Origin of the sequence: Variimorphobacter saccharofermentans (genome assembly GCF_014174405.1) — a bacterium.
GTDB classification, from domain to species: Bacteria; Bacillota; Clostridia; order Lachnospirales; family Lachnospiraceae; genus Mobilitalea; species Mobilitalea saccharofermentans.
In genome coordinates, this window is the sequence record NZ_JACEGA010000001.1 from 2,510,655 (window position 1) to 2,533,848 (window position 23,194).

Sequence of the window (23,194 nt, forward strand, 5' to 3'; positions counted from 1 at the left end):
ATAATATCATTTGCTCTATAACGCTATTCATACAAACTATAGTGAAAAGAGTGAATGAAAAGCCTCCTGTAGAGCTTCATCTCCCGAAAAGCCCTTTTCTTTGGCTTCCTTAATCTTCTCCTGCATAACCTGATATTCCTTCGGGATTACTAAGGAAAACTGATTCTTGTATTCCGTCCAGTTCTCCAGGATATGTTTTCCTTTACGGCTGTCGGTATAGATGACATGCTTCTTTAACAGATGATATATTTCTTCTAAATCTTCATCAGAGGTCTTTCTTACATGAACCATATCACGATTGCATAAGGACTGGTTCATATTCAGAATATATGCTTTCCCTCCGGACATTCCGGCAGCAAAATTCTGACCAATCGGGCCAAGAATTAATACGGTTCCTCCAGTCATATATTCACAGCCATGGTTTCCGCAGCCTTCCGTTACTGCCGTTGCACCAGAATTTCTAACACAGAAGCGCTCTCCTGCTAAACCATTCAGATATACTTCACCAGAAGTAGCACCATATAATATAACATTACCTGCTATCATATTTTCTTCTGCCTGGTACTTGGCTTCCTTTGGAGTAATAACAGCAATCTTTCCTCCACTGAGACCCTTTCCAAGATAATCGTTGGCATCTCCGATTAATTTAATCGTGATACCACGAGGTAGGAATGCACCTAGGCTCTGACCCGCAGTACCTACAAAGGTAAACTGGATGGTGTCTTCCGGAAGGCCTTCTTTTCCATATACTCTGGATACCTCGCTTCCGACCATGGTACCAACGCTACGATGAATGTTCTCAATCCTTAACTTACTTCTTACAGGATATCCGTATTGTAAAGCTGGTCTTGCGATTGCTAGAAGCTTTTTCTGATCTAAGCTGTCCTCTAGTTCATGATTTTGCTCAACCATCTTACGGGTACCGGTTCCGCTCTCTGCATAAGGCTGGAATAGTATGGAAGAAAGGTTTAAGGACTTGCTCTTCCAGTTTTTCATCGACACATTCTCATGGAGACAATCCGTTCTTCCAATCATTTCATCCACATTGGTAAATCCTAGCTTCGCCATCCACTCTCTAAGATCTGCCGCGATAAACTTCATAAAGTTCTCTACATATTCCGGTTTTCCGGTAAAGCATTTTCTTAGTCTTTCATCCTGTGTAGCAATTCCAACAGGACAGGTATTCAGACTACATACTCTCATCATGACACAACCAAGAGCTACCAATGGACCTGTAGCAAATCCGAATTCCTCTGCACCAAGAAGTGCTGCGATGGCTACATCCTTACCTGTTAATAATTTACCATCTACCTCTAGCTTCACTTTCTCTCTAAGTCGATTTAATACAAGAGTCTGATGTGTTTCCGCCAGACCAAGCTCCCATGGCAAGCCTGCATTTTGAATACTGGTCTTTGGTGCTGCACCCGTTCCTCCGTCATATCCACTGATTAATATCACATCGGCTTTGGCTTTAGCCACACCTGCTGCTATAGTACCAATACCGGCTTCCGATACAAGCTTTACATTGATTTCTGCATTTCGGTTGGCATTTTTCAAGTCATAGATTAACTCCTTAAGGTCCTCAATGGAGTAGATATCATGATGGGTAGGCGGGGAAAGTAAGCTAACTCCAGGTGTTGAATGTCTTAGCCTTGCCACCTCCGGGAATACCTTTCCGCCTGGCAGGTGTCCACCTTCACCTGGTTTCGCCCCCTGAGCCATCTTTATCTGAATTTCTCTAGAATTAACCAGGTAATGACTGGTTACTCCAAATCGTCCGGATGCTACCTGCTTCACAGCACTGATCTTCGTATCTCCATTCGGAAGAGGCTGAAATCTTGCTTCACTCTCTCCACCTTCACCTGTATTACTTTTTCCTCCCAGACGATTCATCGCAATCGCCAGACATTCATGGGCTTCCTTACTGATTGATCCATAGGACATTGCTCCTGTTTTAAAGCGTTTTACAATGCTCTCCACCGATTCCACCTCTTCTATCGGAATTGGCTGTCGGTTGTTTCCGATCTCAAATAAGGATCTTAATGTAATCTGCGATTCATTGATCTGAGCTGCGAACTGCTTATAGAGCTGATAATCTCCTTCTCTACAGGCTTTTTGCAGTAAATATATAGTTTCTGCGTTATATAGATGTTCTTCTCCATCCGCAGTCACCTGGAAATAGCCGCCGGTTTCTAAGGTATCACGATTATTGTAGCTTGTCGAATATGCCGTATCATGACGCATTTGATTCTCTTTTTCAATCTCTTCAAGACCAACACCCTCCAATCTGGTTGGTGTGCCGGTAAAATATTGATTAATTACCGAAGAACTGATACCAATAGCTTCAAAGATCTGAGCGCCATGATAACTGTTCATCTTTGTAATACCCATTTTTGTTATGATCTTCAACATACCATCCACGCTGGCATGTATAAAGTTATTCACTGCAGTTTCCAGAGTTATATTATCCAATCTGCCTTCTTTATGAAGCAATTCAATTGCATTGTATGCCATATACGGATGAATTGCGGTAGCTCCATAACCAACCAGAGTACTGAAGTGATGTACCTCTCTCGGTTCTCCGGAATCTACCACCAGACCTACTCCGGTTCGATTCTCTATGCCTACTAAATGATGATGTAATCCGCTGGTAGCTAATAAGGCCGGTATTGCCATATGGTCTTTATCAATGCCACGATCCGACAAAATCAGGATGGTTACGCCCTGCGCAATTGCTTCTTCAGCCTCCATGTATATCCTACGCAAAGCACGTTTCATTCCGTTTACACCACTTCCAGCCTTATAGAGTAAGGAAAGAACCTTTGTTTTGATCCGTTTCTCAGAAGGATACAACAGTTTCTCAAACTCTTCGGTAGAGAGAATTGGACTAGAAAGAAGTATGGAAAGACTGTTCTTTTTCTCAGGCTTTAATAAATTTCCTGCTTCACCAAGTATCATAGCAGAAGACATTACTATGTCTTCTCTCAGACCATCAATAGGAGGATTGGTCACTTGGGCAAATAATTGCTTAAAATACAGATATAGAGGCTGTGGCTTTTCGGATAACACAGCCAGAGGAGTATCCGCTCCCATGGATCCAATCGCTTCCTTACCCGTAGCTGACATAGGCAGAATGGTTTTCTCCACATCTTCATAGGTATATCCAAAGGCTTTCATCTGATGAACTAATTCCAATGATGAGAGCTCTTCTTTTGGTAATTTCTTAGCAGCTGTTATTTCTTCCAGAGATTTTACCTGTTCCCTTCTCCATTTATCATATGGATGTGCATGTGCAACCTGCTTTTTGATCTCTTCGTCACTGATTACTCTGCCTTTATCCATATCGATAAGAAGCATCTTACCTGGTTCAAGACGTCCTTTGTATAGGATATCTTCTTCTTTTACTGCTACAACACCAACCTCAGAAGCAAGAATAATGCGATTGTTTTTCGTCTGATAATAGCGCGCCGGTCTTAATCCATTTCTGTCAAGCATTGCGCCAATCACATGTGAATCTGTAAAACCAATTACCGCTGGTCCGTCCCAAGGTTCCATCATCGTTTCACCAAAGGCATAGAAATTCTTAACATCCTCAGGCATTAAATCATTTTTTTCCCATGGTTCCGGTATTAATAGCATCATAGTCTCCGGGAGACTTCTTCCTGTTAAATGCATGAATTCCAGACAGTTATCAAACATAGAGGAGTCGCTTCCCTGCTCATCAATAATCGGGAATATATCCTCGACATTTCCTTCGCTCATCTCTTTCGGTAACTCGTTGCGTAGTGACTTCTGTCTTGCTCTCATCCAGTTAACATTTCCTCGGATGGTATTAATCTCCCCATTATGAACGGTGTAACGGTTTGGATGTGCTCTTTCCCAGCTTGGGAATGTATTGGTACTGAACCGAGAATGCACCATAGCCAGCTTCGTCTTAAAGTCCATATCAGAAAGGTCTAGATAAAATCCCGATAGCTGACTTGCTGTCAACATTCCCTTATATACTATTGTTCTACTTGATAAGCTCTGAAAGTAAAAGATACCGCCATTCTCCCTGCTTAAAGGAGTAATCTTATTTTCCGCTTGTTTTCGAATCACATAGAGCTTGCGCTCAAATGCCATTTCATCCAACTGCTGACCGTTTTTTCCTATGAAGATTTGCACAAAGCGAGGCATTACTCGCTTTGCTGCTTCTCCCACATGGGTTGTATCAATCGGTACCTGACGTAAGCCTAATACCTTCAGACCATTCTCCTCTATGATATCACTTAATATCCTCATCTGGATTTCATGAATGGAATCATAGCGGTGTGTATATAGCATTCCAACCGCATACTCACCCTCCTCGGGAAGTTCAAATCCCAACACCTTACACTCTCGATAGAAGTATTCGTGAGGAATTTGCAGCATAATTCCGGCACCATCTCCGGTATCTTCATCCGCTCCCTTTGCTCCCCGATGATCCAGCTTTTTTAATAACGAAAGCGCATCTTCAAGAATTTCGTAACTTTTATTTCCATTGATATCTACGATAAATCCTACTCCACATGCGTCGTGTTCCATCGCCGGATCATATAATCCTTGCGCTTTTGGTAAACCACATTGTTGTAAGTGACTCATAGCTTTCTCCTTTCTTTCTAGTAGTTACTTAGGTAATTGTGAAACGAATTATATGTGGTGATTGTGTTTACAGTGGATACATGTTCCGAAGCAAACCATAGCGGAAGGAGCGGGTTTGCAAAGGAATATGTATCTGCTGTTTACACAATTAAGAGTTCTTCAGAGTTTCGCAATTTCCTGTAGTAGTTTACTACCCAAAGCTTTGCTAATCTTTATTGCACGCTATTCAAAAGCTCTCCATAGGTGGGATAATTCCAGTACTTTGAAGGTATTAAGGACTCTAATTCATCCACCACATCTCGTAGCTTTATCATATTAGGTATCACTACATCTTTAAAATACTCCGCTGTCTCCAATGCATCTGAATATGATTTTGCATTCTGTACTGACTTCTCCAAATCCTCAAGATATTGAGACAGTTTACTGGACAGTGAAGATATACTGCTGATCATCTTTTCTTCCATATCTTTACTTACTTCTAAATCAAGAGATTTCTTCTTAGTCCAGACATCCACTAATTCTCCCTGGAAGCTTAGAACCGAATCAATCACACCTTTTTTAATCATATCAATTAACGTCAATGCTTCAATCTGTACCGTCTTGTAATAGTTCTCTAATAGAATTTCATATCTGGAATGAATTTCTGATTCTGTAAATACATGATGCTTCGTAAACAACTCGATACTCTTATCTGATACAAAGGAAGGCAGTGCATCAACAGTTGTCTTAAGGTTAGCCAATCCTCTTCTCTCGGCTTCTTTGGTCCATTCGTCTTCATAACCATTACCATTAAAGATAATTCTCTTATGATTTTTGATGGTAGATTGAATTAACTTATTCAAATCCTCCTGGAAGTCATTGCTCTTTTCCAGAACATCTGCAAATTGTGAGAAAATTTCTGCTACTATTGTATTTAATACAATATTAGGGCCTGAGATGGAGAAATTCGATCCAAGCATACGGAACTCAAAGCGATTTCCTGTAAATGCAAAAGGTGAAGTTCTGTTTCGATCTGTTGAATCCTTCTGGAAATGAGGTAATACACTGGCTCCTATTTCCATAAAATCTTTTTCTTTATCCTGATAACACTTTCCTGTTTCAATTGCATCCAAAATTGCTGTCAGCTCTTCTCCTAAGAATATGGATATAATTGCTGGAGGAGCCTCACTGGCACCAAGACGATGATCATTACCTGCACTGGCTGCAGATACACGGAGTAATTCCTGATAATCATCCAAAGCCTTAATAACTGCAACTAATATAAGTAAGAACTGTGCATTCTGAGATGGGGTAATTCCCGGATCTAATAAATTAATTCCTGTGTCTGTTGAAATTGACCAGTTAATGTGCTTACCGCTTCCATTAATACCAGCAAAGGGCTTCTCATGTAATAAGCAAACCATATCGTGTCTACTTGCAACATTTTTCATTAACTCCATGGTTAATTGATTATGATCGGCTGCAATATTCGCTGTAGTAAAGATTGGAGCTAGCTCATGTTGTGCCGGTGCTACTTCATTATGCTTTGTTTTGGCAAGTACTCCAAGCTTCCATAATTCTTCATCAAGCTCCTGCATATAAGCCGCTACTCTTGGTTTAATCTTTCCAAAATAGTGGTCTTCCATTTCCTGTCCCTTTGGAGGCTTTGCACCAAATAGGGTTCTGCCAGTGTAAATCAAGTCAGGACGCTTTTCATAAACACTTTTATCAATTAAGAAATATTCCTGTTCTGGCCCTACTGTTGAAATCACTCTCTTCGCATCTTCATTACCAAATAATCTTAGGATACGGAGAGCTTGCTTATTTAATGCTTCCATTGAACGTAACAAAGGTGTTTTCTTATCCAACGCATCTCCACTGTAAGAACAGAATGCTGTTGGAATACATAAAACATTATCTTTAATAAAGGCATATGATGATGGATCCCAAGCAGTATATCCTCTCGCCTCGAAGGTTGCACGTAAACCTCCAGAAGGGAAGGAGGATGCATCTGGCTCACCCTTTACTAATTCTTTTCCTGCGAATTCCATAATTACCTTACCATTTCCGGTAGGAGTTATGAAGCTCTCATTCTTTTGAGCAGTAACACCTGTCATCGGCTGGAACCAATGGGTATAGTGGGTTACACCTTTTTCAACTGCCCAATCCTTCATCGCATTTGCTACTACATTTGCGACATCAACCTCCAGATGAGTGCCCTTTTCCATGGTCTTCTTTAAGGCTTTATAAATATCCTTAGGAAGCCTTTCTCTCATCACTTCATCATTAAATACATTAGAACCAAACATTTCAGGTAATCGTTTCATAGTCTTATCCTCCTTCATTCATTGTTTTAAATTTTTAAGTATAAAAAAGACGCTACTTATAAATAGTAGCGCCTTTGCTATTGATGATTTTATTTATGAAATTAATTTATAGCTTGATTATTTCGTTTCTTCCCGGTCCGTTGGATACCATCGTAATCGGTACCTTAAGCTCTGCTTCTATGAATTTTATATATTTCTTGCAATTCTCCGGCAGATCCTCAAACTTCCTGACACCTCTGATATTTTCCTTCCAACCCGGCAAATACTCATATACCGGTTTTGATTTTGCTAACTTAACAGTAGTCGGAAAATCCTTTGTGATCACTCCATCAATCTCATATCCTACACATACCGGAATAACATCCAAATAATCAAGTACGTCTAATACTGTCAATGCTACTTGGGTAGCTCCCTGTATTCTACAGCCATATCTGGTAGCCACACAATCAAACCATCCCATTCGTCTTGGTCTTCCGGTAGTTGCTCCATATTCTCCAGCATCACCACCGCGTCTTCTAAGTTCATCCGCTTCTTCGCCAAATATCTCACTGACGAATGCTCCGGCACCTACCGCACTGGAATAACATTTTACCACTGCCAGGATATCCTTAATCTCATAGGGAGGAACACCTGTACCGATTGCTCCATATGCTGCCAAAGTGGAAGATGATGTAACCATTGGGTAGATACCGAAATCCGGATCCTTAAGTGAACCAAGCTGTCCTTCCAGCAAGATATTTTTTCCTTCGGCAATTGCCTGGTGAAGGAATGCTGATACATCACATACATAGGGTTCAATCATTTCTCTATAAGATATTAAGGTTTCAAACAATTCATTCGGATCTAATGCTGGTTTATGATATAAATGTTCTAATAATACATTTTTTATTTCACATACCCGATCGATCTTTTCCTTCAACACCTCATCATCAAATAATTCGGATACCTGAAAACCGATCTTTGCATATTTATCTGAATAGAATGGAGCGATACCTGATTTCGTAGAACCGAAGGAACTTTCCTTTAATCGCTCTTCTTCATATTTATCTAATAATATATGATACGGCATCAATATCTGTGCTCTGTCAGATATTTTAATATTTGGCATCGGTACACCGCCATCAGTCAAAGCTTTTAACTCTTTCATCAGATAAGGAATGTTAAGTGCCACACCATTTCCTATCACATTCGTTGTGTGACTATAAAATACACCGGATGGGAGCAAATGAAGTACAAACTTACCATAATCATTAATAATCGTGTGCCCTGCATTGCTGCCACCTTGAAATCGAACAATGATATCTGCTTCCATTGCCAGCATATCAGTGAGTTTACCTTTTCCTTCATCGCCCCAATTAGCGCCTACAATTGCTCTTATCATAACACTCTCCATTCTGCCGAAGCTACATGCCTACCATAATTCCCGTTTCATGATTGAATTATATCATGGCAAATGACATATATAAAATTAATATATTTAATGTTAGCCATAAGTTTTCATTATGTCAAATTATTATTAATCTTTTAAATTCGTTTATACCAGAGTGGACTAATCCTTATTTGTAAGTTCTAAGGCTGAAGATACCAGCCCCAGAAATAGGGGATGAGGCTTATTGGGCCGGCTCTTGAATTCAGGATGATATTGCACTCCTATATAGAACGTATGCCCGGGTATTTCTACTGCCTCCACCAAATGGTCATCTGGCGAGGTTCCACAAATCGCCATACCATTTTCCGTTATGATTTCTCTATATTTATTATTAAACTCATATCTATGTCGATGCCGCTCACTGATGAGTTCCTTACCATATAAGCTCTGGAGCTTTGACCCAGTCTTTGTTTTACATGGATAAGCACCAAGCCTCATGGTTCCACCCTTCTTCGTTACCTCTACCTGATCTTCCATCAGATCAATAACCGGATGAGCACAGCCCTCTTTTATTTCAGTAGAATGAGCATCCTCTAATCCGCATACATTACGTGCATATTCTATCACTGCGATCTGCATACCGAGGCATATTCCTAAATAAGGGATATTATTGGTTCTGGCATAATTGCTTGCGATTATTTTCCCATCAATTCCTCTGTCGCCAAAGCCACCGGGTACTATCATACCATGAATTCCATTTAACATATCAGAAGCATTCTCTTTTTTAAGTTCTTGACTATCAATCCATTTTATTTTCACTTTGGAGCAGGTATCAAATCCTGCATGGTTCAGGCTTTCTATAATGGATAGATAGGCATCATGGAGCTTCACATATTTTCCTACAATCGCAATAACAACCTCTTTATGCCTCTCATTTATTTTCGTTATCATGTTCTTCCATTCACTCAGGTTCGGCTGAGCAGTTTGCAGATTGAGTTCCCTGCACACCACCTCATCCAGACCTCTGTCATGCAACATAAGAGGAGCTTCATAAAGACAAGGCAGGGTAAGATTTTCAATAACACAATCTGGTTTCACATTACAGAATAATGAGATTTTTGCTTTTATACCATCATCAAGGGGCTCATCGGCACGGGCAATAATAATATCCGGCGAAATTCCCATTGATCGAAGTTCTTTCACTGAATGCTGTGTGGGTTTCGATTTATGTTCATTGGAGCCTCTCAGATACGGAACCAGTGTCACATGAATAAAGAGACAATTCTCTCTACCCTGGGTAAGAGAAATCTGGCGAATTGCCTCAAGGAAGGGCTGACTTTCAATGTCACCCGTCGTACCTCCTATCTCTGTAATCAGCACATCTGCATCGCTCTTTTTTGCTCCATCATATATAAAGTTGATAATCTCGCCTGTAATATGGGGAATCACTTGAACTGTCTCACCCAAATAACCACCCGTTCGCTCGCGGTTTAGTACATTCCAATACACCTTACCGGAGGTCAAATTCGAAAATCTGGTCAAATCTTCATCAATAAACCGTTCGTAATGCCCTAAGTCAAGATCCGTTTCCGCACCGTCATCCGTAACAAATACTTCACCGTGCTGAAAAGGGCTCATTGTTCCCGGGTCTACATTCATATATGGATCCAGCTTTTGAGCCGCTACCTTTAAGCCTCTCTGTTTTAAAAGTCTTCCGAGACTTGCAGCTGTAATTCCTTTTCCCAGTCCTGATACTACACCACCGGTAATAAAAATGAATTTCGCCTTCATTATGCTCCTCCTTTTCTGTTTCTTATAGTATGCCAAATTTATAAAGCTTTCACCACTATATGCGATAATATAGTCGGGTAATCATAGTATTACTTTATATAAACTAAGGCGCCCATCACATAGTACAAGGTAATAAACTACTACAGTTTACTAGCTGTACTATTTGATGAACGCCTTAGTTCATAATGTATATCTTATTATAAGGATAAAAAAGTGTCAAGTATAAATTTTAAATTTTATGATTAGACGAAAGGGAGTATAGTATACAATGCACGGACCCCAGTATTACGATACGAAGGAGTTACCCTCCAAAGTAATTGACTTAATTTCTCCATACTCTTTCATACTATTATGATATTTATTAATTATGTAATCATCCGCTTTAAAAGCTAACGGAGGCAGTTCCTTATCAATAGGAAACCAGGCTGCTTCTGATATGTCATCCCCTGGTACTAAAGGATTTTCTTCCTTATAATATGCAAGTAGTACGACCACTAATGAGCTTATATTATTCTCCAACTCGTTGGAAACTACATTAATAATACCGATGGGTTCAATATCTATTCCAATCTCTTCCTTCGCTTCTCTTATACCTGCAGCTACGTAAGACTCACCATATTCAATATACCCACAAGGCAAGCACCATTTACCTGGATAAATCGAAGAAGGATGTCTTTTTCCTAAAGCAATCTCGTTTCTCTGGTTTACTACTAACAGTGACACACAGGGATATGGGTTCCGATAACTTACATAATTGCATGAAGGACAACGGTGTCTTAGAATACCATTATCATTAAATTCTTCACATTGAATACCGCATTTTGTACAAAACATATTACTCCCCCTATCATACTATATTACTCCCTAATATTACATCATATTACAAATAAATACCAGTATTTATCAACTTATTCTCTTATAAATGAAGGACTGTTACACATTATATCAAAAGAGATTATGTCTGTTCATAATTTCTTCTGATATATTACATAACAGTCCCACATGTAAATTATTGATATATTTATCTTCTTTTTATTTGGAAATATATCTGATATGGTTCATAACCAATATCCCGAATTCTTCTTAACTGTATGACGGGATCCTGATTAACCGTTTTAAAGAAATACCGCCAGCTACCCCACTCACGTTCATTTTCCATCATGATCTCTGACTCGATCTTGTCATTTTCAACATATAGAATTCGCTCCGACTCACAGATACCTGCTAATACCTCCGGACCATAACGAAATGCTCCTGTATTCGCATCATCGGGAAGCGGGATAAAACGAATTCCAATGGGAAGGATTATACTTACTCGATCGCCATCCTGCCATTCTTTTTCTATCTTATAAAATACAGAACTATCCTTTGTTTTGTCATAAAGCTCATCATTCAAATAAATCACTGCCTCTGAAATAATCCACTCCGGTATTCGAAAGTTAAGAGCCAGTTTCATCGGATTCGATACATGAATATCAAAATCATACTTTCTATACTTCGGCAGATTTTCCTGTTGTTCTGCAATCTCACTGTATGTCTGATACCCGGCTGTATTAGATGAAAATAACATATTTCCACTTAACTTGTCCTGCTTTTGATGAAGTCTTATCTCTTTCCCATCAATCTCCGTCTTCAGCTCCGAATCAAAGTATTGGCAGATGTAAATATCATGTTTCTCTTGATAATATAAATTACGATTTAAGGCTGCATTCGCCTGAACCATGGTTCCATGACAACAGAAGAAGCTGTCGGTCTCACCGCTCCAATCCTTATGTAAGCCAGCCTTCATCGGAAGAAAATAGGTCAATAATCCAGTCTCGGGATTGTTATGCTTGTTGCCCGTTAAACTATATTCCTGATAATAAGCCTGAGCCATAATACCGTTATAAAGATTATATTCGATATACTGCATATAGGCAGGATCCCCCGTATGTCTGAACAGAAACTCTGCCAAGCGCATCATATTATAGACCGTGCAATGCTCCTGATTCTTATCACCCAGGCGAGCCTTCATTTTCATTTTAGGCATCCATACTTCACCGGAAGTCTGCCCTCCCGTCGCCAGACAGCCTCTTTCCGTAACCGCACAGTTCCAATATGCTTTAACAATATCCATCCAAAGCGGTTCCCCTGTCACCTCATATGCTCTGGCACAACCCAGTACTTCAGGGATTGTGGTATTGGCATGCATATTGGTAAGTGGGTCCTTCCCCTCTAATAATGGTTGGAATAGTCTTTTACGATAATATCTCTCCAGTAAAAGCTTATATTTATCCGATCCGGTAATCTGAAGCAGCTCAGCCCATACCTCCAGTAACCCGCCTGTTTCAACATCCAGAATATCATCAAATTTCTCTCTGGAGTAGCTACTACTCCACTCTACAAACCAATCAGCAAAATGATCTGCTACCTCCAGAGCTTTCTGGTTTTCTGTATAAAGGTATAGATCTACCAGCCCCATAAACAGCTTGTGAATATTGTATTGTGGAGCCCATATGCTTTTGCCATTGGCAATCCAATATAGATATTTCTCCGGGATTGGTCCTACCCACTTTCCTCCATTATCCCTCTGACATTCTGCCAATTCATCAACGATTTTATCCGCTTTTACTTTTAGCTCCATATTGCCGGTCTCATAATAATTTATCGCTGCAGCAGATAGCCAATGCCCAAGAAAATGCCCTCGAAGCTGACATACAGGAGACTCCCATCCTGTATGTGCTCCCTCCGGAACTTCTCGTCCATGAAATCTGCCAGCCTCTACTTGATAATTTAGCAGTAAATTATCACTGGACAACTTCATAAGATATTCTCTGTTTTTTTCTTCTCTTCTTCTTAATTCATCATCATTTATTATTACATTCTTCCCTTTAAGCTCTAACATATCATTTACCTCCAATACTTGCCCGCTATATGGTTTATCTATATTATAGCGTTACGCCCCCCTCTGAAACAATGATATATACGAATGGAAAATTGACTTATTATCATAAAATCATGCTCTCAATGAGCCACGAAACCCTCTGGCACTATAATAAGAATCAGCGCCATTATGATACACAAATACTTTTCCGTATCGGAAATCACCGAATATGGCACCGCCGAGTTTTCTAATGTCAGAAGGTGTCTTCAACCAACTGGATGTTTTCGTATCAAAAGCACCAAGCTCTTGCAGATGTCGATATTGTTCCTCTGTTAATAGTTCAATACCCATGGCAGATGCCATATCCACCACATTATTCTTAGGTTTATTTGCCTTTCTTGCTTCTAATGCTTCCCGATCGTAGCAAACACTTCTGCGTCCTGTGGGACTTTCTGTTGAACAATCATAAAAGATGAATTCACCTGCCCTCGTATCATAATCAACTACGTCCGGCTCTCCTCCGGTGTTCTCCATCTCATTGAGTGACCATAATTTCTCTGGATTTGCCAATAACTTCGCTTCGATGTCAGCCCATTCAAAGTCTTTGTGACGGTTCCGGTGTTTCTCAAAACGGGCTTGCAAGGTCTTGAGTAATTCCTCTCGCTGTGCAGAAGACAACTCTCTTTTATGGGTCTCCATCCTAATATCTCCTCCATTCATGTCACTGATACTTACAAACTATTGTTACGAATAATTATTCTAATTTATAAAGCTCCTACAATTTTATGAGGAACATATAATTCTTCAAGATACTTGATATCTTCCTCACTAAGAGTAACGTTGAAGCTGCCCACAGCATCATCAAAGTACTTCGCTTTCGTTGCTCCGATAATAGGAGCTGTTACCCCTTTTGCAAAATGCCATGCCAATGCAATTTGTGTCATGGTGCAGTTATGTTTTGATGCCAGCTCAGCAACCCGATTCACAATATTAATGTCCGAATCCATCGTGTTGTCATATTTTCCTTTTGCCACTACATCTGTCTGGCTACGTAGAGTATCTGCTGACCAAGGTCTGGATAATCTTCCTGCTGCCAGTGGACTGTAGGGTGTTAATACTACCCCCTGTTCCCGACAGATTGGAATTAACTCTCTTTCATCTTCACGATACAGGAGATTGTAGTGATTTTGCATGGATACAAACTTCGTCCAGCCATTCTTCTCCGCAGTATTCTGAAGCTTAGCAAACTGATATCCGTACATAGCGGAGGCACCGATCGCACGGACCTTTCCAGACTGTACCACCTTATGAAGTGCTTCCATGGTTTCTTCAACCGGTGTATTATAATCAAACCGGTGGATAATTAATAGGTCAACATAGTCCATACCCAGTCGTTTTAATGATCCCTCAAGCTCCCTTGGAATTGCTTCTTTTGAGAGATTTCCTTCATTAAAATATACCTTTGTTGCAATAACAACCTTATCACGAGATATATTATTCTTAATCGCCTTACCCAGATATTCCTCACTGGTTCCTGCTGAATAGCTGTTTGCCGTATCAAAGAAGTTAATACCAAGTTCCAAGGCGTGTTTAATAATTGCTTCGCTTTCAGATGAATTTAGGGTCCAGGCATGCATTTTACTTGCCGGGTCTCCAAAACTCATACATCCCACACATAATCGGGATACCTCAATTCCAGAATAACCTAGCTTTGCATATTCCATCTCATTTGCTCCTTTCATATTTTCGTTTGCTTTTATGACTTAATGGTGGTTATTGGTCTGGTAGCACCATTGTGCTATTTCTGCGATTAACTCCAAGGGAAGTGGCTTACTATATGGAAACTGTACCGCGCCTTTACTTGTCTTATACTCTGTGAGTCTGTCTGCAAAATGCTCCATAGCCTTATCTCCGGGATATAACCCGATATGCTTCTTAAAAGCAGCAAAGTGGATAATATTATGCTTTCTCCAGTAGGTCGGCATTCTCCATGAGATTCTCTCCTGTGCATCAGGAAGTACGGCCCGGAGTGTATCTCGTACTTGATGCAATAAAGGTTGGATATCATCAGATTGCTCTGCAATATATGCATCGATTGAATTAACCACTTCGTCACAGAAGTGATTTTGGTTCAGATTCTTAAACTCACGTCCGCATTTATCACATTTCCACATTTCATATCACCTCTTTTTTTGATATAGTAACGTTGACTTTCATACATTATATTTAGTATATTGTAACACTTTTTAACAGAATAATATACCATGTAATGAATATTTAAAATACCGGCCACGATGACATCACATCATCACAGCCGGTATTGATCACAGAATAATAAATCTATTACATTTGGCAAACCTTATGAGGATTTAAAATATTCTTAGGATCAAATGCCGCTTTGATTCCTCTCATGATTTCAACAGTTGCCGGATCCATTGATTGTAGAAGGTAGGATTTTTTCGCATAACCGATACCATGTTCTCCTGATACCTGTCCATTCAGTTCCCGTGCCTTTGCATAGATTAAATCCATGGCCTCATTCATTAACTTTTCCCATTCTTCATCGCTCAGATCATCCTTCAGAACATAGGCATGTAAATTACCGTCGCCAGCGTGGCCGAAGCTTTTAATCCGGATATTTACTTTCTCATGAAGGCTATGGATATATTCAACCATCTCATTTACAGAGCTTCTTGGAACGACAACGTCTACCTCATCCATATAGGTTGTGGAGCCTTTTATTGCCTCCAGGAATGCTCCTCTCGCTTTCCAGATAGACTCTTCTCTCTCTGTTGTATCAGAAATGAATATGTCTAGCGCTCCCTGTTCCATGCAAATCTTTGCTACACTGTCGTATGCTCTTTCAATTTCTTCTGTAGAATTGCCGTCAAACTTAAGTAAAAGATACGCATCGGAGGAGTTATCAGGGAACTTCTTACCAAGGTATTTTTCCGCATCCATGATTACCTCTCTCTGCATGAACTCGATAGCAGTAGGAATGGACTTTGACTTAATAATCAGGGGTACCGTACGAATTGCCTGTTCCAGGGAAGGAAATGGTATTAATAAGCTGATGGCTTTCTTAGGTAATGGGAGTAGCTTCAATATTGCTTTCGTAATAATACCCAGAGTACCCTCGGAGCCTACCATTAAATCCTTCATGGCATATCCGGTACTGTTTTTTACAACCTTACCGCCAAATTCTACTACAGTACCATTGGGGAGTACGACCTCCAAACCTCTCACATAATCTCTGGTTACTCCATATTTTACTGCTCTCATTCCTCCGGCATTGGTACTGATATTTCCACCGATGGTCGCTGATTTCTCTCCTGGATCCGGAGGATAGAATAAGTCTCTATCCTGTACGTATGCTGCAAGCTCCATTAATAACACACCTGGTTCTACTGTAATTGTCAGATTATCTTCATCCAATTCCAGAACATGGTTCATCAAGCTGGTATCTATCATAATTCCATGTTCCATCGCTACAGAAGCCCCCACCAGACCGGTACCGGATCCTCTTGGAGTAACCGGAATATTATTCTCATATGCATATTTCATTATACTGGAAACCTCTTCTGTTGATATAACTTTAACCACCACATCTGGATAGCTCTCTGTATCACTTAATTCATCGTGGCTGTATTCTTCATTTATATTCTCACCAAATAGTATTCGTTCAGGATCATTTATAAGATTTCTAATGAATTCCATATCCTGATGATCAATCTTTTTATATTCCATCTTTATACCTCCATACAAGTAATAAATAATGTGACGTCTATTTTACGAAAGTTATGCCGATATTTCCTTACCCTGTTTTAACTGATGAATTAAATTTGGTACGATTTCATATAGATCCCCAATTAAACCATAATGTGCTGTTTTAAAGATCGAAGCATTCTCGTCCTTATTAATTGCTATAATATGTTCCGAGTTATTCATTCCGGCAGTGAATTGAACCGATCCAGATACTCCTACTGTAATAATCAGCTTAGGACGTACGGTTCTACCACTTAATCCAACCTGGCGTTTTGCATCGATCCAGCCAGCTTCCATCAAAGGTCTTGTACAAGCCAGCTGTCCGCCCAGTAAATCAGCCAACTCCTGAACCATCTGTAAATCTTCTTCTTTTTTTATCCCTCTGCCTGCTACTACTAATACCTCTGCGGCTTCGATAAATTGTTCTTTTTCTTTCTCAATGATATCTATTACCACTACATTGCTGCTTAACTTCTCTTCTGATATCTCACATGGAACGATTTCTCCGCTTTCCTCTTCATTTCTCTTTGGTGCATCCATCACCTTGTAACGAACCGTCGCCATCTGAGGTCTATGATTCGGAGTTACAATCTGGGCCATGATATTACCACCGAAGGCTGGCCGTATCTGAATTAAATCCGTATCTTCATTGATATCAAGGATGGTACAGTCTGCAGTTAAGCCGGTTCTTAATCTCGCTGCCAATCTAGGTGCAAGCTGGCGTCCAACCGGAGTTGCTCCCATCAAAATTGCAGTTGGCTTAATTTTCTGTACGAAATCCTCAAATACTTTCGTATAAGGTTCTATCTTGAAACGGTCCAGTTGTGGATAATCATAAACAAATACCTTATCTACCGCATAATGGCATAGCTCACGACATTGCCCCGTGATATTGCTACCCATGATCACTGCGTATACGGGATGATTAATCTTGGCAGCGAGCTCCTTAGCCTTTCCAATTAACTCATAGGTAACAGGATGAATTTGTCCATCAATATGGTCAACATACACTGCAATTCCGTTCCATAAGCTTTTATCGATTGCTTCAACAGCCTCTTCCACATATTCAACAGCACCCTTAGGGCCCTTTTTCACACATATTTTACACATTTTACAGGCTGAATTGATGGTCAACTCACCATTCTTTTCTTCCATCGCGCCAAAAGGACAAAGACTGATCATATCGTTGATATTTCCTACTAGCTTTTGATTGATAACTAATTTAGCCATACTTTAATTCCCCCTATGCAAACTTTAATTCGTTCAGCTTTTTATATAGCTGGTTTGATATCTCTGCTGATGTTCCATTCCAGATTTCCCTGTGATCATTTACCTCAGGCGGGAATATCCTCTGCACCTGTGTGGGTGATCCGTTTAATCCGTAATTCTTCTCGTTCTTGTCTTCCAAATCCGCAAGGCTTATGACTCTAACCTCTCTGTTCTTCGTCTCTTGTTTCTTAACATAGGATGGAAGCCTGGGCATTACGATATCTTTGTCTACTGCTAATAAACATGGAAATTGAATTTTTGCTATCTCGATATCGTGAGTCATATCCATTTCTACCACTAAATCAGAATCATTGATTTCTGCTATCTTTGATACATTGGATAAGGACGGAATATTCAACCACTCCGCTATTTCCGGTCCTACCTGTGCCGTATCACCATCGGTGGTCTGCTTTCCACATAGGATAAGATCAAACTCTCCCATCATTTTAATACCCTGTGATATGGTATAGCTGGTAGCAAGAACATCAGCACCACCGAATTTACGATCCGAAATCAATGCACCATGATCTACACCCATTGCAAATGCTTCTCTGATAATTGCTTCTGCTTGTCCGGGTCCCATGGAAATAACACTGACAGTTCCACCCTTTTCTTCTTTTATTCGAAGTGCAGTCTCAATTGCATAGAGATCGTAGGGATTCATTTTAGATTCCACACCATTTCTCTTAAGTACTCCTGTAACTGGATCTACTTCAACCTTATTGCTGTCCGGTACCTGTTTAATACAAACTAAAATATTCATGTTATCCTCCATTCTTGTTATTACAATATTTAAATGATAAATTTTTACGAGTCCATTGAAGTACTGATTTCTTTGATTACGATAAACCTAGTAGCTTAGCACCTATGAAGGTTACTATACCGACAATCACCAAAAACAGTATAAAGTGTTTAATTGTGCCCTTTATTAGATCGCTTTCCTTTCCCTGTAAATTAACGGCAGCCACCGCTATTGCTATGTTTTGCGGAGAGATCATTTTAGCGGTTATAGCGCCCGCCGTATTCGATGCTGCAATCCATGCCTGATTAAAATTCAGGGCATTTGCTGTTTCAACCTGAAGTCCTCCAAATAAAACACTTGCTGAAGTACCACTTCCTGTTACGAAAGTTCCAATCGCTCCCAGTATTGGAGCAAATAGCGGATAGAAGGATCCGGTTACCGTAACAAATACGATTGAAATGGATGGAATCATTCCGCTATATCCCATAATCTTTGCTGTGGCCATTATGCAAACTATTGTAATAATTGTTTTATACAATTGAATTACTGTTTTCCCAAAAATGTTAAATATCTCTTTTAGGCTGGCTCCCTGAATTTTACCACCAATAATTGCTGCAATAATAATCCAAAGTCCTGGTGTAGCCAACCATGAAAATGTATAGGGATCTGCTCCTTCTCCTGAATAGATATTCACTGTTGTTTTAACACTAGCTAACAGCTCGTTAAGCGGTGGAATTATCTTTGAAGTTGACACTAAGAAGATAAATATCAGTATGAACGGGCTCCAGGCAACTAGTGCCTCCTTCCCTGATACTCCTTTTTTATCGATCTCACCTAAACGAAATTCCGGATCAATTTCTTTTTGTCCAAATGTCTTTGCCGCCCAAATGGTGCATAACATGGAGCATACAGAACCTATTACCACAGGAAGCTCCGCACCAAGGAATTTCGATACGACATACTCTGTAACCAGAAATGACATACCTGATATGAATGTTATTAACCAGATCCCTTTCAAAGCCTTTTTACCTTTCCCGGTCAGTAATACTAGGATAAACGGTGTCAGCACAATCAGGGGAGCCAATATAATAACGGTATTCGTTGATAATCCGATTACCTCCAGACCGGTTATCTTCGCAAGTGTTGTTGTCGGAATACCGATGGAACCAAAAGCGGTCGGAGTAGCATTGGCAATGAGACAAACGATGGCAGCAAATACCGGATTGAAACCCAATCCCCATAGCATACTGGCAGGAATAGCAACCGCTGTTCCGAATCCAGCCATACCTTCCATAAAGCCACCGAAACCCCAGGCAATAATTAATACCAATACTCTTTTATCGTTTGTAACACCGGCTAACATTCTTTTGATGACTTCCATCTTCCCGGTATGAACACATACGTTATAGGTAAAAATAGCTGCTATAATTACAATAATGATTGGCCAGAGTGCCAATGCAGCTCCTTCCACTATTGCAGTTATGCTGTTGCCGATGGGCATTTTCCATACAATAACTGCAAGAGCATATGCTATTACCAATGCAATCGTACATGCTTTGAACCCGGGAAGCTTCATGAAGGTCAGCGCTACTATTAACCAGATAATCGGAAGTAATGCTAAAATAAATTCAAGTACCATTTCCATAGTAAGCTCCTCTCTTTGATTCAAATTCATTTAGGCAATTGCGAAACTCTGAAGATATCTTCATTGTGTATACAGCATATACATATTCCTGCGCAAACCCGCTCCTTCCGCTATGGTTTGCTTCGGAACATGAATCCACTGTATACACAATGGCAACTAATATTAAGTTTCGCAATTACTTGAGTCTAATTCTAAAAAAATCTTGTTGTCAGTTTATTTTCTTTTGTATGAATAACTATTTTTGTTATAATTTAACTTATATTACTTATTGGTACTACCAATTTGAGCGCAAAAAAGGAACTGTAGCAAAATGGATCAACAGAATTTGAAAAGGACTTACCTACATTCAAGTAGAAGTACACATTATTGATTTTGAATGCCTCCGATTAACGTAGTTGTTGTCATTATTTAAATCACAACAACGTATTCTTCCAACATCGTATTATTGTAAGTCTTAACCTCTGCATATCCATTCTGCAACAGCCCCTTCTATGTTCGCTCTGTGATTTGTCTCGGTAATTGGTAGGACCAGTTTGTAAATTTATTATACCTTGCCTAGCAAAAAAGGTCAACAAATGTCACCTTTTTCACAATCATTCCGTCACTTTGTACAATAGGGGTGTCTTATTTCATTGAATTCGTATGATATTCCTTTAGCTTTTCGTCAATTGTACCAAAATGATTATTAATCGCCTCATATGCTAATTCTTTATCCCGATTGACAATACTCATTACCATATCATTATGAGCTTTCATTAGTCTCTCTCTACTATCCTCTTCGCTTAATATTTCTTTTCTTAGGTCGTATATGAATTTATCAAGTAAATCGGACAGGGCCTGTAGGATGTCAAATATCAAAACATTTCTCGACGCTTTTGCAATGGTGTAATGTAATTTCTTATCCAAAATGATATTATTTTCCTCTGTTTGCTTTTCCAATAACGTAATAATCCGCTTCAGTTCTTCAATTTCCTGATCTGATATATGATCAATCGCAAGCCATATTGCCTGCATTTCAAGTCCTCGCCGTAGCTGGCTGATTTGATTGTAATCAATCTTATTTAGTAAAAACATCATGGATATGGACTCTACCAGATTATTTTCAAAATTACCAATCAGATAATTACCGGCACCCTGCTGACTGGATATTACTCCCATGATATCCAATGTCCGTATTGCTTCTCTCACCGAGTTCCTACTGATGCCAAGCCTCTCAGACAACTCCCGCTCTGCAGGCAGTTTGCTTCCAATTTGTAACGCTCCGGTTTGTATTTGCTCCTTGATATAATCAATAACCTTTGTGTAAGATTTCTTCTGAATGCCGATATCGTTCATTAAGTCTCTCCTTGTCTCCATTCTCTTTCAGAATTATCACTATAATATTAGCACTGAATATGATTGATTTCATTTTATTTGCGTAATTGAAAGATTTACTTTATAGTTACCGTACTTGAGTATTCTATCCAATAACTCTACTAACTCCTCTTGATTCGAAGTATGTACCTTCAATAGATAGCAGCCTTCCCCACTTACCCGATGAGCCTCATCTACGATTGTGTTCGCCTTGAGGAAATCATGAAAGGCATTATGATCCGTTGTTTTCATATAGACTGTTATAAATGCGGTTACATCAATCCCCAATTTTTGGAGATCCAGTTTAATTGTATAACCTTCAATCACACCTAATTTCTCCATGCGGTCAATTCTATTCTTCACTGCCTGTCCGGTCAGATGTACCTGTTCTCCTATCTCCTGCCACTGCATTCTTGAGTTACTTAAGAGTAGCTCTAATATTTTCAAATCTGTTTGATCAAGCATAACTCAAAAATCCTTTCACCATTCAAGTGTTAATCCCATAATTATTTATCGAATCAAGTGACTTTTCGACTATACTTGGGATAAATCAACTACTGTATTAGTAATAATATCGTTTGCCTCGTTATTATTAGTATAGTAAAGAAATGGAGGAAAAACAATGAAAATTACACACATTCGTCATGCAACCTTCCTTTTACAGATCGGAGGGAAAAAAATCCTGGTAGACCCTATGCTAAATAATAAGGGGACTTATCGAGCAGTCGAAAAAGTCCCTAATACGAATATGAATCCTCTTGTTGAATTACCTGTTACCATTGAAACCCTCTCACAAGATTATAGAACACTTTTAGCTCAGCTTTTCTTTCTATAGAAAGTAAGTTCTTATTTACACCTTGTATGGCGCCCTCAAAAACTAAGAACTTAGCTCAATTAACATTCCAGCATTTTGATCATCAGAAGTCTTATTGCTTGTTCTTTTGCTTTTATGTTCTTTTCATCCTGGTCATGAAGTACTGCACTGATTCCATAGAGTAAAAAGTCAGTTAATAAGCCAATGTCAACTTCAGGTAGAGCGATTTCTCCTCGTAGAATGCGTTCCTTTAGTAAATCGCAAAAAACAGGTTTTAATGTTAACAATGTTTGCTGATGCAGTAATGTTAGCATTTGCTTATTAACTGCCCCACGGTTCATATGTGCATATTCATATAACGAGTCTTCCAAATCTGAAAATACAAGCTCCATTAATTCTAAAATAGGAGTCTTATTTTCCTTTGCTATTAGATTTTTAACCTTATTAATGTACTGCTTATTGTATTGCTCCAGTACTTCATGAAAAATCTCTTCTTTCGAAGAAAAGTGATGATAAAACATACCAATCTCACCCTTCGCCTCTCCTACGATGGAGCGAATCGAGGTTTTATGATATCCCTGCTGTAAAAACTGACGAAATGCTATCTCAATTAATTCTTGCTTTCTCAACTCAGGTTGCATTCGGGCCATTACTTTC

General features: G+C 39.5%; 17 protein-coding genes. 1 reads left to right on the top strand and 16 read right to left on the bottom strand.

Annotation, left to right across the window (positions count from 1 at the left end; genetic code table 11):
• Positions 1-36 precede the first annotated feature (36 nt).
• From gltB to H0486_RS11085, 15 genes are all read right to left on the bottom strand, one after another.
• Positions 37-4,620, bottom strand: a complete 4,584-nt coding sequence (gene gltB, locus H0486_RS11015) for a glutamate synthase large subunit (RefSeq protein ID WP_228353050.1) — start codon at positions 4,618-4,620, stop codon at positions 37-39.
• Positions 4,621-4,832: 212 nt separating this feature from the next.
• On the bottom strand, positions 4,833-6,926 hold the full coding sequence (locus H0486_RS11020; RefSeq protein ID WP_228353051.1) for a glutamine synthetase III family protein: 2,094 nt from the start codon (positions 6,924-6,926) through the stop codon (positions 4,833-4,835).
• Positions 6,927-7,032: 106 nt separating this feature from the next.
• The gene (locus tag H0486_RS11025) at positions 7,033-8,307 is read right to left on the bottom strand and encodes an adenylosuccinate synthase (protein WP_228353052.1); all 1,275 of its coding nucleotides are present in this window, start codon (positions 8,305-8,307) and stop codon (positions 7,033-7,035) included.
• Positions 8,308-8,475: 168 nt separating this feature from the next.
• Positions 8,476-10,086: a CTP synthase gene (locus H0486_RS11030; protein WP_228353053.1), complete on the bottom strand. Its 1,611-nt coding sequence runs from the start codon at positions 10,084-10,086 to the stop codon at positions 8,476-8,478.
• Between the two features lie 285 nt (positions 10,087-10,371).
• Entirely contained in the window at positions 10,372-10,920 is a 549-nt protein-coding gene (locus H0486_RS11035) for a nucleotide triphosphate diphosphatase NUDT15 (protein WP_228353054.1), read from the bottom strand.
• A 187-nt stretch (positions 10,921-11,107) separates the two neighbouring features.
• On the bottom strand, positions 11,108-12,970 hold the full coding sequence (locus H0486_RS11040) for a beta-L-arabinofuranosidase domain-containing protein (protein WP_228353055.1): 1,863 nt from the start codon (positions 12,968-12,970) through the stop codon (positions 11,108-11,110).
• Between the two features lie 111 nt (positions 12,971-13,081).
• The gene (locus tag H0486_RS11045) at positions 13,082-13,648 is read right to left on the bottom strand and encodes a DUF4256 domain-containing protein (RefSeq protein ID WP_228353056.1); all 567 of its coding nucleotides are present in this window, start codon (positions 13,646-13,648) and stop codon (positions 13,082-13,084) included.
• 65 nt (positions 13,649-13,713) lie between these two features.
• Complete coding sequence (locus H0486_RS11050; RefSeq protein WP_228353057.1) at positions 13,714-14,673, bottom strand: aldo/keto reductase; 960 nt, start codon at positions 14,671-14,673, stop codon at positions 13,714-13,716.
• Between the two features lie 39 nt (positions 14,674-14,712).
• Positions 14,713-15,123: an iron chaperone gene (locus tag H0486_RS11055; RefSeq protein WP_228353058.1), complete on the bottom strand. Its 411-nt coding sequence runs from the start codon at positions 15,121-15,123 to the stop codon at positions 14,713-14,715.
• 169 nt (positions 15,124-15,292) lie between these two features.
• On the bottom strand, positions 15,293-16,696 hold the full coding sequence (locus H0486_RS11060; RefSeq protein ID WP_228353059.1) for an FAD-binding oxidoreductase: 1,404 nt from the start codon (positions 16,694-16,696) through the stop codon (positions 15,293-15,295).
• A 51-nt stretch (positions 16,697-16,747) separates the two neighbouring features.
• Positions 16,748-17,944, bottom strand: a complete 1,197-nt coding sequence (locus H0486_RS11065) for an electron transfer flavoprotein subunit alpha (RefSeq protein WP_228353060.1) — start codon at positions 17,942-17,944, stop codon at positions 16,748-16,750.
• A gap of 13 nt (positions 17,945-17,957) precedes the next feature.
• Positions 17,958-18,746 carry an electron transfer flavoprotein subunit beta/FixA family protein gene (locus H0486_RS11070; protein WP_228353061.1) on the bottom strand — a complete coding sequence of 263 codons (789 nt, stop codon included), beginning with the start codon at positions 18,744-18,746 and terminating at the stop codon, positions 17,958-17,960.
• A 76-nt stretch (positions 18,747-18,822) separates the two neighbouring features.
• Positions 18,823-20,370 carry an L-lactate permease gene (locus H0486_RS11075; protein ID WP_330594503.1) on the bottom strand — a complete coding sequence of 516 codons (1,548 nt, stop codon included), beginning with the start codon at positions 20,368-20,370 and terminating at the stop codon, positions 18,823-18,825.
• A 624-nt stretch (positions 20,371-20,994) separates the two neighbouring features.
• Positions 20,995-21,705 (bottom strand): FadR/GntR family transcriptional regulator, encoded by a 711-nt coding sequence (locus H0486_RS11080; protein ID WP_228353062.1) that lies wholly within the window; start codon positions 21,703-21,705, stop codon positions 20,995-20,997.
• A 69-nt stretch (positions 21,706-21,774) separates the two neighbouring features.
• On the bottom strand, positions 21,775-22,188 hold the full coding sequence (locus tag H0486_RS11085; protein ID WP_228353063.1) for an Lrp/AsnC family transcriptional regulator: 414 nt from the start codon (positions 22,186-22,188) through the stop codon (positions 21,775-21,777).
• 157 nt (positions 22,189-22,345) lie between these two features.
• Between H0486_RS11085 and H0486_RS11090 the strand changes: the two genes are divergently transcribed.
• The gene (locus tag H0486_RS11090) at positions 22,346-22,558 is read left to right on the top strand and encodes an MBL fold metallo-hydrolase (RefSeq protein WP_228353064.1); all 213 of its coding nucleotides are present in this window, start codon (positions 22,346-22,348) and stop codon (positions 22,556-22,558) included.
• Positions 22,559-22,617: 59 nt separating this feature from the next.
• Here the strand turns inward: H0486_RS11090 and H0486_RS11095 are convergent, their stop codons facing one another.
• Positions 22,618-23,187: a TetR/AcrR family transcriptional regulator gene (locus H0486_RS11095; protein ID WP_228353065.1), complete on the bottom strand. Its 570-nt coding sequence runs from the start codon at positions 23,185-23,187 to the stop codon at positions 22,618-22,620.
• Between the last annotated feature and the right edge of the window lie 7 nt (positions 23,188-23,194).